General features: G+C 64.6%; 15 protein-coding genes and 1 pseudogene. 10 read left to right on the forward strand and 6 right to left on the reverse strand.

The features are described 5' to 3' along the window. Window positions 1-256: 256 nt before the first annotated feature. The gene (locus AWC14_RS04035) at window positions 257-619 is read right to left on the reverse strand and encodes a hypothetical protein (RefSeq protein WP_023870420.1); all 363 of its coding nucleotides are present in this window, start codon (window positions 617-619) and stop codon (window positions 257-259) included. A 131-nt stretch (window positions 620-750) separates the two neighbouring features. On the opposite strand from AWC14_RS04035, the gene AWC14_RS04040 reads away from it, so the two are divergent. The 4 genes from AWC14_RS04040 (at window position 751) to AWC14_RS04055 (ending at window position 4,452) form a co-directional block, all read left to right on the forward strand. Continuing rightward, window positions 751-954, forward strand: a complete 204-nt coding sequence (locus AWC14_RS04040; RefSeq protein WP_078336429.1) for a three-helix bundle dimerization domain-containing protein — start codon at window positions 751-753, stop codon at window positions 952-954. A 146-nt stretch (window positions 955-1,100) separates the two neighbouring features. Further along, window positions 1,101-2,690, forward strand: coding sequence for an SIR2 family protein (locus tag AWC14_RS04045; protein ID WP_023870418.1), 1,590 nt, complete (start codon window positions 1,101-1,103; stop codon window positions 2,688-2,690). Between the two features lie 147 nt (window positions 2,691-2,837). Next, the gene (locus tag AWC14_RS04050; RefSeq protein ID WP_023870417.1) at window positions 2,838-3,938 is read left to right on the forward strand and encodes a helix-turn-helix domain-containing protein; all 1,101 of its coding nucleotides are present in this window, start codon (window positions 2,838-2,840) and stop codon (window positions 3,936-3,938) included. Between the two features lie 19 nt (window positions 3,939-3,957). Next, the gene (locus AWC14_RS04055) at window positions 3,958-4,452 is read left to right on the forward strand and encodes a PIN domain-containing protein (RefSeq protein WP_023870416.1); all 495 of its coding nucleotides are present in this window, start codon (window positions 3,958-3,960) and stop codon (window positions 4,450-4,452) included. Window positions 4,453-4,690: 238 nt separating this feature from the next. Here AWC14_RS04055 and AWC14_RS04060 read toward each other — a convergent pair whose 3' ends face one another. The 4 genes and pseudogenes from AWC14_RS04060 to AWC14_RS04070 form a co-directional block, all read right to left on the reverse strand. Then, a complete protein-coding gene (locus AWC14_RS04060) occupies window positions 4,691-6,130 on the reverse strand; it encodes a recombinase family protein (RefSeq protein WP_023870415.1) in 1,440 nt (479 codons plus the stop codon). A gap of 21 nt (window positions 6,131-6,151) precedes the next feature. Next, window positions 6,152-7,153: pseudogene (locus AWC14_RS04065) on the reverse strand (HNH endonuclease signature motif containing protein); the annotation flags it as partial. Between the two features lie 1,088 nt (window positions 7,154-8,241). Beyond that, window positions 8,242-8,376 (reverse strand): hypothetical protein, encoded by a 135-nt coding sequence (locus tag AWC14_RS29925; protein ID WP_268811690.1) that lies wholly within the window; start codon window positions 8,374-8,376, stop codon window positions 8,242-8,244. A 9-nt stretch (window positions 8,377-8,385) separates the two neighbouring features. Further along, the gene (locus AWC14_RS04070) at window positions 8,386-8,688 is read right to left on the reverse strand and encodes a type VII secretion target (protein WP_142281551.1); all 303 of its coding nucleotides are present in this window, start codon (window positions 8,686-8,688) and stop codon (window positions 8,386-8,388) included. A 461-nt stretch (window positions 8,689-9,149) separates the two neighbouring features. Between AWC14_RS04070 and AWC14_RS04075 the strand changes: the two genes are divergently transcribed. The 6 genes from AWC14_RS04075 (at window position 9,150) to AWC14_RS04100 (ending at window position 13,828) form a co-directional block, all read left to right on the forward strand. Beyond that, the gene (locus tag AWC14_RS04075; protein ID WP_045375113.1) at window positions 9,150-9,548 is read left to right on the forward strand and encodes a VOC family protein; all 399 of its coding nucleotides are present in this window, start codon (window positions 9,150-9,152) and stop codon (window positions 9,546-9,548) included. A gap of 159 nt (window positions 9,549-9,707) precedes the next feature. After that, on the forward strand, window positions 9,708-10,439 hold the full coding sequence (locus AWC14_RS04080) for a lytic transglycosylase domain-containing protein (protein ID WP_045375111.1): 732 nt from the start codon (window positions 9,708-9,710) through the stop codon (window positions 10,437-10,439). Between the two features lie 41 nt (window positions 10,440-10,480). Next, on the forward strand, window positions 10,481-11,770 hold the full coding sequence (gene eno, locus AWC14_RS04085; RefSeq protein WP_045375108.1) for a phosphopyruvate hydratase: 1,290 nt from the start codon (window positions 10,481-10,483) through the stop codon (window positions 11,768-11,770). 9 nt (window positions 11,771-11,779) lie between these two features. After that, window positions 11,780-12,421: an FtsB family cell division protein gene (locus AWC14_RS04090; RefSeq protein WP_045375106.1), complete on the forward strand. Its 642-nt coding sequence runs from the start codon at window positions 11,780-11,782 to the stop codon at window positions 12,419-12,421. Then, window positions 12,414-12,905, forward strand: a complete 492-nt coding sequence (locus AWC14_RS04095; RefSeq protein ID WP_045375104.1) for a DUF501 domain-containing protein — start codon at window positions 12,414-12,416, stop codon at window positions 12,903-12,905. Before AWC14_RS04090 ends, AWC14_RS04095 begins: the two co-directional genes overlap by 8 nt. Then, complete coding sequence (locus tag AWC14_RS04100) at window positions 12,896-13,828, forward strand: Ppx/GppA phosphatase family protein (protein ID WP_142281552.1); 933 nt, start codon at window positions 12,896-12,898, stop codon at window positions 13,826-13,828. The genes AWC14_RS04095 and AWC14_RS04100 overlap by 10 nt, the downstream gene beginning before the upstream one ends. A 3-nt stretch (window positions 13,829-13,831) precedes the next feature. Here the strand turns inward: AWC14_RS04100 and AWC14_RS04105 are convergent, their stop codons facing one another. Further along, window positions 13,832-15,178: a PPE family protein, SVP subgroup gene (locus AWC14_RS04105; RefSeq protein WP_045375102.1), complete on the reverse strand. Its 1,347-nt coding sequence runs from the start codon at window positions 15,176-15,178 to the stop codon at window positions 13,832-13,834. Between the last annotated feature and the right edge of the window lie 20 nt (window positions 15,179-15,198).

Below are 15,198 nucleotides of genomic sequence, written 5' to 3' on the forward strand. Positions count from 1 at the left end.
GCCTTGACATCACCCGTCACGACCCGCACCGTCGCCTGCGACCAGAGAAGACGAGGGGACGGTTGTTGTTGTCGTCGATGTAGTGCTTTATCGATGGTCTCGGTCCGGCGGCGACATCAGGAGTCGTCGGGGAGAGTGGAAACCGACGTCGATCTGTGACGCTGGGCGTCAGCTGTTCTCGCCGCGAATCTGAGGGCGGTATATCCCTGGGAGACGACCTGCCGGCCGCACTATTGAGGGCAGTAAGTGCTGCGGTTCAGCCTGCGATGACTCGGCGCACGTCGCTGCTCGTCGAGCTGTTTGGTGCCCGATTCCGGGCATTGTCACTGCGAGCGGCTTCGGTGATCGGCACCTCACCTTCCGTCCCGTCCGCCGCCGTAGTCGGCGCGTAGACGTCGACTTCGGGGAAGCGGTGGCGTAGCCGCGTGATGAGGAACTGGGCCCGGTCGATGTCGCGGCGAAGCTCGGCGGTGACCGAGCGCATCTCTTGTGCCCGTGCCGGGTGGTGCCCGCAGGCCCCTTCACGCTCGGCGACCGCCAGCCTCCGTGTCATGTCGCGAAGCTGCTCGTTGATGGCGGTGATCAGCAGCGCGGCCTGAGCGACATTCGGATCGGTCATGAGGATTATCGTGTCACTTCTGCGGTGACCTGGTGTGCCAGCGGACTACCTTCGCCGGCCGTCTGAGGTTCATAGTTCTGTTGGTTGACGGCGATCGGACTGGACATGGATCCTGGTGGCCGATGATCGAGATTGCCGAGCAGACGGTGTTGGCCGAGGTTGAGCGCAGACTGATCCAGGAGTTTCCCGGGGTCACGTTGGCGGATGTTGATGCTGCGGTCCGTAAGGCTCACGCTCGGTTTGATGCGAGTCCGATTCGAGATTTCGTTCCGCTGTTCGTCGAGAAGCACGCGCGCAGCCATCTTGCACAGCATCACATGGCAACCAGCGCCTAATTCCGCTTGGGTCGAGTCGCCCCCTGCCGTCAAGACCGGGGGGCGGAGCCATGCGGACTCTGATCGCTTACACCTATTTAGCCCAGTTAACAGCAACGGCCGCGATACTCTGCCGGTTGACGTTGCCGTCAATCGGAAGGTGATCAGTGGCAGGGTTCGATGACAAGTTCCGCAGCGACCTTGCTGCGCATCTCGCGCGCTTCGCCGCTGCGCCGATCCTGTTCGCTGGGTCGGGGGTTTCGCGGCGATATCTCAACATGCCGGACTGGCAGTCACTGCTGGAAATGCTGGCAGGCATGACCGACCGTGAGTTCAGTTACTACAGGTCGACCGCCAGCGAAGACCTGCCGAAGATTGCCGAGCTACTCGTGGAGCCGCTCAAGGACAGGCTGTGGACTGCCAAGGAGAAGCCGCTGCGGAATAAGCACTCCGACAAGCTGATTCGACCCGACAGCGCGCTCAAGATCTATGTCGCCGAGGTTCTGAAGGACATAGGTTTAAAGAGTTCGATTCCCAGAGCGCTGAGGTCAGAGGTCGATGCACTGAGTAACGCCAAGGTCGACGCGATCATCACGACGAACTACGACCCGTTCCTTGAGACGGTCTTCCCCGACTATCGTGTGTTCGTCGGGCAGGATGAGCTTGTCTTCTCCGATCCGACTGGAATCGCCGAGATTTACAAGATCCACGGCAGTCTGGACGACCCGAACAGTTTAGTCATCACAGAGTCCGACTACGCAGTGTTTCGCGACCGCAACGCCTACCTCGCGGCGAAGCTCCTGACGTTCTTCGCCGAGCATCCGGTGATCTTCATCGGCTACAGCATGACCGACAGCAACGTCCAGTCGATCCTTGGAAGTCTTGCCAGTTGTCTCACCGACGAGCACATGTCGCGGTTGCAGGATCGGTTGCTGTTCGTGAACTGGCAGGAAGGTAGCCAGCATTCGATGGTGCCGACGGTTATTGGTGCCAATGCCCACAACGTGCCCGTTCGCGCGATCACCGTGCCCGACTTCCAGGCGATCTTCGATGTCCTAGCCGCTCTCGATCAGAAGATTCCGAGGCGGACCCTGCGCCAGATCAAGGAGAAACTGTACAAGCTCGTACTCGACAGTGAGGCTCAGGACAGGCTCCTGCACGTGACCGACCTCGACGCAGTTGTTGACGACGATGCAGAGTTCGTCGTCGGAGTGGGAGTTATTGCCGCGGTTCAGAAGCGTGGATACAAGATGGTCGCCCGCCAGGATCTCTGCCACGACGTGCTGCACGAGACAGCGGAATTCGATTCTGACTTCGTGGTGAAGATGACGCTGCCCGAGATGATGAGTCGTGCCGGCAATTTCCCGATGTACAAGTATCTGAGGGCGGCGGGGTATCTCGACACCAGCGGGCACATCAAGGACGACCAGGACATCTCACCAAAGTTGCTGAAACGCATTCAGGACACCAGCAACCTGCGGCCCAGCACCAGCATTATGCGCAAGGCGAAAACTCTTGCGCAGACACATAAGTCGCTCAAGGGGATGATCCAGTACTGCACGACCGATGAGGTGCTGGCACACTTCGGGGCGTTCGCGCACACCGCAATAGAGCCTCGGGTGCTCAAGAACTTCCTAATCGAATGTGAGAATGAATACACCGACGAGGACGGCAAAATGACCTCACAGTTCACGAAGGCGGTGTGCATCTACGACCTACTCAAGTACGGTCCCAAGGCGGACTGGACCGCTGCGTGAGTCCGATCTCGCCGGCTCCGGAGACCGTGACCATCTCCCATGGTTCTGCGGCAGTGGTGTCGTTGGGCTGGGAACTACAGCCGCGTAATTCCGCAGGTAGAGGGCCCGGTATCGACACTCCGACCTTCATGTGTGAAAATCGCACACATGGACCACGTAACGCTTGGACACCGTGTTGCCCGAGCGCGAGAAGACGCGGGCATCCCTCAGAGCAAACTCGCTGAGCTGGTCGACATGGAGCGCACGGCGCTGGTTCGTGCCGAGAAGGGCGAACGCAAACTCGCCATGACCGAGATGGTCGCCATCGCAGAGGCGCTGAGGCGTCCGCTCGCCTTCTTCGTCAACGAGCCGCTGCCAGCAGTGGTCAGCCGCCGGTCAGACAGCGCCCGACCCGATGAGACCTCGCGGGCCCTCGACGACGAGATCGAGTTGTTCGCCAGCGATACGCGGACGCTGCTCGACATGGGCCTGCTTCATCCCGTCAAGCGGGACCAGGAGGCACGTACCCCGCACACTCACCAGGATGCCGAGCAATTGGCGAGGCACGTCCGAGACCAGCTCGATATCGGCAATGAGCCCGTACACCACCTCGCGCACGTGTGCGAACGATTGGGGCTGTACACCTATGCGGCGTCGCTGGGCGAGAACGGACCTGACGGTGGGTGCGTTGAGGTCAGCCACGGCGTGGCGGTTGCCGTTGTCAACGGGCACGTTCGCTCTGGTCGACGGCGTATGACCCTCGCGCATGAACTCGGGCACTGGCTGTGTGGCGACGCCTATGACGGGTCACCAGGTGATGATCACGAGAAGATGATCATGTCATTCGCCATCCACTTCCTCGCTCCTCGTGCAGGAGTGGTAAAGGTCTGGAACGAACACAGCGAATGGAGCACCCGTGACCGTGCACTCGCTGTCGGAGCACAGTTTCGGCTGAGCTGGAAGGCGGCGGTCGGTCAGTTAAAGAACCTGGACCTCATTTCATATGAGGTGTTTCAGTCTCTACTGGACCATGAACCCCGCCACGGGGATTACGTTCGGCTGGAACTATCCTGGGACGACGAACCGAAATGCCCTTATCTTTCACCAGGGTTCGCCGCCGCATGTGTAGAGGGCTACACATCCGGTCGATTGACCGCCGCCAGGACAATCGAACTGCTTCGCGCAACGATGACCCGCGACGATCTTCCAGAGCGGGAAACGGAATCTCTCGCCAGCCTACGAACGCTGTTCGCGGTCGGTGGGGACTGACCCCGCCGCGCAATGGGTGATGGACACCAGCACATTCACCCATTTCTGCCGCGCCGGTCACAGCGGTGTCCTTGAGCGCTTGGCTCCTCAGGGCATCGTGCTGGTGCCGCGCGAGGTCGAAGTGGAGATCGACAAGGCAAGAAACCTCCATCCTGGTGTGCCTTCTGTGGATTCGGCAGCGTGGGCAGAGCGGATATTCATGAATGACGACGAACAATGGACAGCACTGCACGTCAAAGTGGTGCTTGGGGGCGGCACTGGTGAGCACATGGGCGAGTGCGCCGTCATCGCCTGTGCCAAACATCGTGGACTGGTTGCAGTTCTCGATGAACGCGCGGCAGTGGAACAAGCGAAACTGCGCCACATACCGTTCATCGATACGATGCGGCTGGTCGCGCAAGCTCACACCGAGATCTTCGACCGAGACCAAAACCAGACTATCGCTCTGATCGATGCCCTACTCGCCACAGATATGCGCCTGCCCGTGAGATCCGGCGCTGAGCTGTTCAGGTGACCCGGTTTCACACTGCCGGTCAGGTGTCACTCATGGCTGATCATGGCGCACCGGTCGCCAGGACTGATCTGCACAGTGCGCCCTCTGTGATCCGATGCTAAGTCGGCAGCGCCTGTCGCCGTTGACCAGGACGCCTGGCATGAACGACGAAATAGCAAGTCGGACACCAGCCGGATTGTCACACGGGTCCAATCTGGAACAGTTTGCGACAGTCGTGCCTGCGCGACAGAAGCGCGATCTACACACGCCAAACTGGCTGGACGCGGTTGATGTCGAGGCCGCGGGAGCCGGGGGTGCCGGGTGCGATGACGGCGTGGTCGAGTACTGATTTGATGATGGCTTGTTGGCGGTCGATGTCGAGGCCGTCCCATTGGCCGCGTAGCGCGTTGCCGGTGCCCACGAGGTCCACTATTGAGCTGGTGTCGGTGGCTTTTGCGATGTCGCGGCGGGTTTGGGTGATGCGGTTGGTGATGGGGTCGCGGGCAGCGATCCATTCCCGTGCGGTCACCGCGCCCTCGGCATAGAGTGCGGCGAGCTCGTCGAGGCGGGCCTGGTCGGCTTCTAGCTGCGCAGCGAGCGCGGCGACATCAGCGTCGACTCTGGCTTTCCCGTTCAGGGCGTCGGCGAGCTGCGGGGAGTCCAGTCGGGTCAGTACCGCGTCAGTCAACAGTTCTTCGACTGGTTGCGCGACCACGGTGAGTCGGCCGCAGCCGCCGTGGTCGGGGCCTTTGAGGCAGACGTAGCGGCGGACTCGGTTGGTTGGATTGTTGTGGCGGGCTTGGGAAAACAAGCGGTTCCCGCAGCGTCCGCAGCGCAGCATCCCAGACAGTAGGTAGGTGCGTGGGGCGCGGGTCTTGGTCACTGAGCGGGCAGTCATCCGGGCGAGGATGCGGTCCCGCTCGGCGGGGGTGATGATCGCCGGCCACGCCGCGGGACCGATCACCTCCCCGTGATGCTCGCGCAACCCGGCAATCCGTCCTGAGGCCAGGATGTGGCGGACGGTGGTGGTCTGCCACGACGTGGACGCGGGCGGGGCGATCCCGGTGTCGTTGAGCCAAATCGTCAACGATCGGATCGATGCCCCGGCCAGGTAGCGGTCCACCATCTCCCGAACGACTTTCGCTTCGTCGGGGCGGAGGGTGATTTTGTCGGGTTCGTAGCCGAACGGCCGCGCTGGGCCGTGCGGCAATCCTTGTTCGGCGTTCTGCAGCATTTTGCGGCGGATACGCGCGGATTTGCGGCCGGATTCTTTGGCGGCGAACGCGGCGAAAATCCGGGCCATGAACAACCCGTCATCGTTGCCGAGATCGATGTCGGCGGTCACGGTGGCGACATCGCGCACGCCCGCCACTTCACACAGGGTGACGAAGTCTTCCAACTCGACCGGGCGACGATGCAGACGGTCGAGGTTGTAGACGATCACCGCATCACGCGCACCGGATTTCAGGTCATCCAACATCCGGGCGTACTCGCGACGCGGCTTGCCCGAGTAGGCCGATACATCGTTGTCGACGTACTCATCGCCGACCTGCCAGCCCCGATCAGCGGCGAGCTTGCGGCAGTCCTCCAACTGACGTGCCACTCCCAGCCCGGTGCCCTCCACATCGGCGGAGATCCGGGCGTAGATCGCCGCCGACCGCACCCCGACGCGTTGACCGGGAGTTCTCGGTTTCGCCATGAGGGTAGTTTAGCGACATTTGAGCTTGGACAATTCGGTCACACCACCGTCTTCCCAGTGGCGGATGTGGTGGGCGTGCAGGCCGCGGGTGGCCCCGCAGCCGGGCACCGCGCACATCGGGTAGCGGTGTTCCAGGGCCCGGCGCAGCCGCCGGCTGATCACCCGGGTGGTGCGCCCGGCGCCGATGGGCTGCCCGGCACGTTCGAACCACACCTCACAGCTGGCATCACAGCTCAAATATTGGCGCTCCGATTCGGACAGCAGCGGACCCAGATGCAGCACCGCCGCGCGCCGCTCCACATCGAGGTGCACCACCACCGTGGTGCGCGCCCCGTGCGGGCGGCGCGCCGCCTCGGCGTCCCAGCCCGACTCGACCAGCCGCATAAACGCATCAGCGGTGCTGGGCATCGGCGGAGCGTTCTGCGAGCCGCCCTCGCCGCGGTCGTGTTTCCACTCGGTGACCAGCGCATCCAGATGAGAGGCCAGGGCCGCGTCGAACGTGGCCGCCTCCTCGTGGGGCAGCTTGATCCGCCAACACGTGGACTCCCCGCCGCTGGTCTTGGTGATCGAACGCGCCGGCTCGGGTTTGGGATCGGGTTCGGGTCGCGGCTCGAGCTTGACCGCGGTACGCAACTGGTTGACCGTGGCCACCGCCGCCAAGGCCGCGTAATGCTCATCGGAGCCCTGCCGGGCCCGCGCGGCGACCACCCCGACCTGATCCAGCGAGAACCGCCCCTCGGCCATGCCCGCCGCCAAGCGCGGAAACTCGTCCAGTCGGCGCGCCACCGTGGCGATCGTGTGCGCAGTCGTCGACGACAAACCCAGCTTCCAGCCCATCAGCGCCGCCAGCGAGCGCACCCCGGTCATCCCCCACAACTCGTCGCGATCCATTTCCGCGGCAATCTCCACGATGCGCGCATCAATCGCATTACGCTGACCAGCCAACTCCGCCAACTCATCAAACAACACCTCCACCCGCTCAACAGGCTTCAGCGCCACCGCAGACGAAGCGATCGAAGACATACCCGAATCATCGCAGCGGGCACCGACAAGTTCGGGCTACCGATCCGCGCCAAGGTCGGCTGAGGACCGTCGCCGAGGGGGAGTGGCGTATCTATGGCGCCGCCCACGGTGGGCGATGTCCAGGCCGAGGTTGTTACGGCGAGGCTGCGAGCGAAACACTATACGGCACAGGAGAATTCATCGCAGCGGACGTTGAAGGCCCCGAAGTACCTTCCACCGACAGGGACGACTAGGGCACCCCAGTCACGTCGTCGTGGTCACACGTGGGGCAGCCAGCCAGACCACGATGGCGACAGCACGAATCCTCGTCCCTGAGGGTCTTTGCATGCGGTCATCTTCTTGTCGTCCACTCCGCACGTGACCCCGTACACCGTGAGCGTATGGAACGGAGGCAGCACTTTACCCGAAGGGGCCTGGGCGCATGATGTATCGCTGGCTTGCCACAACTCCCTATTTGTACTGATCACGTTTATCCCATACATCCGGCCCGATAGATCGCATTTCAATGGAGGGACGCCAGGAAAATTATTGCCAGTGCATCCCGCAGCTGGAAGATGGTCGAAACTGCACGAAATCCCGTCAGGAGTGGTGAATCTGTATACGGTGGTCTTAGCGTTGGGTCGTCCGGGTGTTTCGTATTGTATTTCGTAGTCTTTGGGGTCGACGGGAGTATAGCGGCTCATATCCGGGAATTTGGATGGTCCGGATGGCTTAGGTGGCTCAGCGGTGGCTGCGCAGGCTGAGGTCAACCCTACCGTTATCAGCAGAGGTAATGCTGCTTCAAGGCGTATTATGCTGTCCATCCTGCAATAGTGAGTGCCTGCGTTTACTGCTATCCGGGTGCCACGTTAGCGCGAATATCCTGCACGTCGTAGTGCACTGGTGCACCTGGCGGCTGATACCACTGACTGCCAAAGATTCCGAGATTGTCGAGTGTGGAGCCAGGCAGAATGTATCCGCCGTAGGGAACAGGCACGAAATTTGGCGAGCTGGGGTCATTACTCATCACCACGGTTGGTGGGAGTTGCGGATCCAAAATGCTTGTTGGGCTGTCGCCGACGTGCGCTTCAACAGTGAAATTCTGTGGGTTACCGTCGTGAAAGTTCGCCCCCTCGCAGGAACTCCGCTGAGTTGGCGTGGTTGGACGACGCGTCATGGGCGGCTTTAGCCAGATCGCCGATTTCAGGAACCCAGTCCAGCAGTTCCTGCAACGTCATCGACACGAATCCACCTCACAGCGCGGACCCGGCGTCCTCGATCTGGTCAGCACCGCGGTCATCGGCTTGGATGTACCTGTCGGCCGCTTCGCGGTGCCCGTCGGCGTGACGGATGTGGTGTTCCTTGAAGCGAGTGCCGGAGATGGCCCACTCCTCCAGCATTTGCGGCAACGCCGCGCGCGCCGCACCCGAGCCGATCGACACCTGGGACGCCCGCGAATGTGCTTGCTGATGTGCTGCCGAGAATTCATCAGCGTGTGCCTCCAGCTGCGTCGCTGTCAGGTGCAGCTCGGTGGGGTCGACCCGTAACTCAGCCACGCTGGCGTCCCTCTCGCCGGACACACGACTACTTCGAGGAATTTTACCGTCGCCCCTGGTGGCGCATATGCACCAAATCACTATGGCGACTTTGGCGCTCCGGCTGGCTGCGTTTACCGAACGCTCTTCGCCCCCACCTACCTCTACGGTTCCCGTCAACGCTGAGGCACTCGAACTCTATCCAACGCGCCTTCAGCGAAACCCGCTGCCGCACAAAGGTTATCGTCCGCTTCCCGGCAAGACCAGTTGTATCAGCATCGCGTACTCGACCGTGCATCCGCGGCCCTGCAACACCTGCGCGCGGCTACTGCAACCGCCCGGCAACCGCGGCCCCGTCACGCCGCTTAGCAGCACCGCCGGAAATGTCGGCCCCACCGCATAACATCACGAAACCTCCGGCCACCGATTGGTACCGAACGCCGGATGACACCAATGGCCACCACGGCCGTAAGGAGGGCTCCATGAAGTTCATTTCGACCCGGATCATCACGGCCGACGTCAATCGGCTCGTCGATTTCTATGAGATGGTCACCGGAATCGCCGCGGTATGGGGAAACGAGCTATTCGCTGAGATTCCGACGCCGATCGGCACGCTGGCCATCGGCAGCGACAAGACCGTCCCGCTGTTCGGAGCAGGATCCGCCGAACCTGCAGCCAACCGCAGCGCGATTGTCGAGTTCATCGTCGACGACGTGGATGCCGAGTACGAGCGACTCCGCGGGCGGGTGGGCGACGTGGTGACAGAGCCGACAACCATGCCGTGGGGGAATCGCGCGCTGTTATTCCGCGATCCGGATGGGAACCTCGTCAACCTGTTCACTCCGGTCACGGAGGAGGCTCGGGTCAAGTTCGGAGTTTGACCATAGTTCTGAGCTTGCCGCGGCCCGCAACCAGTCCGTATTCGCCCTGGACAATCGGGATACACCGCGCCGACGCCAGCCGCGACGCGAAGGCCCCGTCGTCTCCCGTGGGACCATGGTCGAAGGAAACGTGGTCCAGGGGAGTATCAAGGGAGTTTCGTGTCGCCGGTGCGTTGGCTGCGGGCGGTCGCCGTCGTGGGGGCGACGGCGCTGCTGCTGGCATCGAGTTGCACCTGGCAGCTGGGCACACCGATTCCCAAGGGGGTGCCGCCGCCGGCGGGTGATCCGGTGCCGGCCGTGGACACCCACGCCAAAGGCCGGCCTGCCGATCAGCTCTACGAGTGGGCGGCCGAGCGCGCGTCGAGGCTGGAAATCCCGATCGTTGCGCTCGAGGCCTACGCCTATGCGGCGCGGGTCGCCGAAGTCGAGAACCCCAACTGCCACATGTCGTGGACGACACTGGCGGGCATCGGTGAGATCGAGAGCCATCACGGCACCTATCGCCACGCGACGGTGGCGCCCAACGGCGATGTGCGTCCGCCGATTCGAGGCGTGCGCCTCGACGGCAGCGGCGGCACGTTGCACATCGTCGACAGTGAGGCGGGCAGCCTCGCCGACGACGACGGCACGATTCGGGCCATGGGCCCCATGCAGTTCATTCCTGAGACCTGGCGCCTCTACGGGGTGGACGCCAACAACGACGGAATAGTCAGCGTCGACAACATCGACGACGCCGCCTTGTCGGCAGCCGGGTATTTGTGTTGGCGCGGAAAGGATCTCGCCACGCCGCGAGGGTGGATCACAGCGCTGCGGGCCTACAACAACTCCGACCAGTACGCGCGCGCGGTGCGGGATTGGGCCACCGCCTATGCGGCGGGAAGCCCCCTCTAGGCTTGGACCCGGTCCGCAGCTAGCAAAGCAAGGAGAACCCAGTGCCCATTATCGAGCAGGTCGGGGCCCGCGAGATCCTCGATTCCCGCGGCAATCCCACCGTCGAGGTCGAGGTGGCGCTCATCGACGGGACATTCGCGCGGGCAGCGGTGCCCTCCGGCGCGTCGACCGGCGAGCACGAGGCCGTCGAACTGCGCGACGGCGGCGAGCGCTACGGCGGCAAAGGCGTGAAGAAGGCCGTACAGGTGGTGCTCGACGAGATCGCCCCGGCCGTCATCGGGCTCAACGCCGACGACCAGCGGCTCGTCGACCAGGCGTTGGTGGATCTCGACGGCACCCCGGACAAGTCCCGGCTCGGCGCCAACGCGATCCTGGGCGTCTCGCTGGCCGTCGCCAAGGCGGCCGCCGACTCGGCCGAGCTACCGCTGTTCCGCTACCTCGGCGGACCCAACGCCCACATCCTGCCGGTGCCGATGATGAACATCCTCAACGGCGGCGCACATGCCGACACCGGCGTGGACATCCAGGAGTTCATGGTGGCCCCCATCGGTGCCCCGAGCTTCTCCGAGGCGCTGCGCTGGGGCGCGGAGGTCTACCACTCGCTCAAGGCGGAACTCAAGAAGCAGGGGCTGTCCACCGGCCTGGGCGACGAGGGTGGCTTCGCCCCCGACGTGCCGGGCACCGAGGCGGCGCTGGACGTGATCAGCCTGGCGATCGAATCCGCCGGTTTCAAGCTCGGCGCCGACGTGGCGTTGGCGCTCGACGCGGCGGCCACCGAGTTCTACGCCGACGGCACCGGCTACAACTTCGAGAACAGCACCCGCAGCGCCGACGAAATGACTCGCTTCTACGCCGAGCTGCTGGACTCGTATCCGCTTGTGTCCATTGAAGATCCGCTGTCCGAAGACGACTGGGACGGCTGGATCGCGCTGACAACGGCGATCGGGGACCGGGTGCAGATCGTCGGCGACGACCTGTTTGTCACCAATCCCGAACGGCTCGAAGAGGGTATCGACAAGGGCGCGGCAAATGCCTTGCTGGTCAAGGTCAATCAGATCGGGACGTTGACCGAGACACTCGACGCCGTGGCGCTGGCCCACCACAGCGGCTACCGCACGATGATGAGCCACCGCAGCGGCGAAACCGAGGACACCACGATCGCCGACCTCGCAGTCGCCGTGGGGTGCGGACAGATCAAGACCGGCGCACCGGCGCGCAGCGAGCGCGTCGCCAAATACAACCAGCTGCTGCGCATCGAGGAAGCGCTCGGCGACGCCGCCCGCTACGCCGGCGACCTGGCATTCCCCCGATACGGCTTGGAAGCCAAGTAGCCGGCTGCCATGCCCGACGCCAAACGGCCCGACCCCAAGCGGCGCGCACCGGCGCCGCGACCGGGCAAGGCCGGCGATTCGGGCCAGGGCCGTCCGCGTAAGTCGGCTGCCGGCCGTCGGGGTCCCAACGGGTCACGCGCCGCACCCGAGTCCGTGGAACCCGTCAAACGCGGGATCGTCGCCGGGGCACAGGAAAAGGCCGAGGAGCGTTCGGAGCAGCGGCTCGGGCTGACCGCGCGCCGGGCCGCAATTCTGGCCGCCGTCGTCTGCGTGCTGACGCTGACCATCGCCGGGCCGGTGCGCACGTATTTCGCGCAGCGCACCGAGATGAAACAGCTGGCGGCGTCGGAGGCCGCGCTGCGGCGCCAGATTGCCGACCTCGAGCAGCAAAAGGCGAAGTTGGCCGACCCGGCCTACATCGCCGCCCAGGCCCGCGAGCGTCTCGGTTTCGTGATGCCCGGCGAGGTTCCCTATCAGGTGCAGCTGCCGCCGTCGGCGGCTGTGCCGTCGCAACCGGGCGCGGAAGGTCCGACCGCCGCTTCGGGGGATCCCTGGTATACGGCGTTGTGGCACACCATCGCCGACACCCCGCACGGTCCTCCGTCGCAAGCGCCGCCCGTGCCGCCGAGCCCCCCGCCGCCCGGTGGTTGACCGCGCCGACCTCGACGCGGTGGCGCGCCAGCTTGGCCGCGAACCGCGCGGAGTACTCGAGGTCGCCTACCGCTGCCCCAACGGTGAGCCCGCTGTGGTGAAGACAGCGCCGAAACTGCCTGACGGCACACCGTTTCCGACGTTGTACTACCTGACTCACCCGGTGCTGACCGCCGCCGCGAGCCGACTGGAGACATCGGGAATGATGCGGGAGATGACCGAGCGGCTGCGCCAGGACCCCAATCTTGCGGCGGCCTATCGACGGGCCCACGAGTCCTATCTGGCCGAGCGTGATGCCATCGAGCCGCTGGGCACCCGGGTTTCCGCCGGCGGCATGCCGGACCGGGTCAAATGCCTGCACGTGCTGATCGCACATTCGTTGGCTAAGGGCCGCGGGATGAATCCGCTCGGCGACGAGGCGCTGGCGGTGCTGGCCGATGAGCCGGCGATGGCCGGGATCCTGGTGGCGGAGCAGTGGCGATGACCAGGGTTGCGGCAATTGACTGCGGTACCAACTCGATTCGGCTGCTGATCGCCGAGCAGGTCGACGGCCGCCTGCGCGACGTGCATCGCGAGATGCGCATCGTGCGGCTTGGCCAGGGGGTCGACGCGACCGGCCGGTTCGCGCCCGATGCACTGGACCGCACCCGCGGTGCGCTCGTCGACTACGCCGCCCTATGCGCCAATCACGGCGCCGAGCGGGTGCGGATGGTCGCCACCTCGGCTGCCCGCGACGCCGCCAACCGCGACGTTTTTTTCGCGATGACCACCGACGTGCTGGGCGTGAGCGCCGAAGTGATCAGCGGCGCCGAGGAAGCCGAGCTGTCCTTCCGCGGAGCAGTGGACGAATTGGATTCGGCCGGAGCGCCTTTCGTGGTGGTCGACCTCGGCGGCGGCTCCACCGAGATCGTGCTGGGCGCAGACCGAGTGACGGCCAGCTATTCCGCGGACATCGGCTGCGTGCGGGTGACCGAACGCTGCCTGCACACCGACCCGCCAACTCCTGGTGAGGTGGACGCGGCCCGTGAGCTCGTCCGCGAGCGGCTCGCCGACGCGCTGCACGCCGTCCCGGTGCAACAGGCCCACACCTGGGTCGGGGTGGCCGGCACCATGACGACGCTCGCCGCCCTGACTCACGACATGGCCACGTATGACTCTGCGGCCATTCATCTTTCGCGTGTCCGCATCGACCGGCTGCTGCAGGTGTGCGACGGGTTGATCGCGATGACCCGCGCGCAGCGTGCCGCACTGGGGCCAATGCATGAGGGCCGCGCCGACGTGATAGGCGCCGGAGCGATTGTCGTGGAGGAGTTGGCGTTCGCCCTGCGCGAGCGGGCGGGCATCGAGGAGTTGGTCGTCAGCGAACACGACATCCTCGACGGGATCGCGCTGTCGCTTGCCGGCTGACATTCAGCGACCGAGCAGTCGATTCTTCTGGTCGCTGAATTCCTCCTCGCTGAGAGTTCCGTCGCTGCGAAGCTTGGCGAGCTGACGTATCCGGGCCGCTACACCCGTCACGACGGTGCGGGGATTGTCTTGAGGCACTAGGACTTTAGCCTCGGTCGTGCCGGTCGCGCGCGCGCCTGCGCGATCAGCTGCCGTAACGCCGCCGCCCGAGACGCCGCGCATGGCCGGTCCGAGCATGCCCGCCAGTCCCATCTGGCTGTAGGCACTGCCCGAACCCAGTTCAACCGTCTCCGCGGCTAGCGAAGGGATGTTGCCGGCTGCCGGCAACGCCAGCGCGACGGGGCGCACCGCCGGTGTGGCGGCGGTCCACGCCGGCGGCACCGACAGTGCCCCGATCGTGTTGGCTTGGCCCACACTCGCCGACACAGCCGACGCTGCGATGGGGCCCGGGTTGGTGATGATCGCCGGGAACTCGAGGGGCGCCACTTCCGCTGTGCCCGGCCAGGGCTTCAACCCCGCCCAGCCGCTGACGGCGTCATCGGTGTGCAGACCGGACACCGTGCCGATGTAGTCGATGGGCAGGGACACCGGGCCCGACAGGACATCCATCGGCACCAGGCCGAAAAGAGTGGTCGCGTTGGCAGGCCCGGTGAGAAAGATCGAGATCAGGTTGCTCAACGTGGTCAGTGGGGTCGGCGGGTCCGCGGCAGCCGCGGGCGCTACGGAAATCGCTTGCGCGACACCGGATACGGTGTTCTGCACGTTGCCGACGGAGGTGCCGGCGGCGTGGCTGACCGCGGCGGCCTGGCCGACGGGGCCCGCGGGGTCGGTGTTTTGCCGAGGTGGGTGAAACGGCGTCAACACGGTCGCCGACGCCGCCGCCGCCGCGTAGCCGTACATTGCCGCGGCATCCTGGGCCCACATCGCGGCGTATTGCGCCTCGGTGGCTGCGATCGCCGGGGTGTTCTGTCCGAAGAAGTTCGTCGCGACCAGGGCCATTAACAGTGCGCGGTTAGCCGCAATCACCGGCGGCGGCACCGTCGACGCGAACGCCGCCTCGTAGGCGGCGGCTGCGGCCTTGGCCTGGGCCGCGGTTTCCGCGGCCTGTACGGCGGTGGCGCTCAGCCACGCGACATACGAAGCGGCGGCGGTCGTCATCGACGCCGACGAAGGACCCAACCATGTCGCGGCGGTCAGGCCCGACACGACGGACTGATACGAGCCGGCAGCGATGTAGAGCTCGTCGGCCAATGCTTCCCAGGCCTGCGCCGCGGCCAGCATGGGCCCCGATCCTGGACCGGCATACATCCGGCCGGAGTTGATCTCCGGTGGATAAATACCGAAATCCATTGCGACACATCCTCTTTCCA

The sequence above is a fragment of the Mycobacterium kyorinense genome (genome assembly GCF_002101735.1).
Taxonomy (GTDB): Bacteria; Actinomycetota; Actinomycetes; order Mycobacteriales; family Mycobacteriaceae; genus Mycobacterium; species Mycobacterium kyorinense.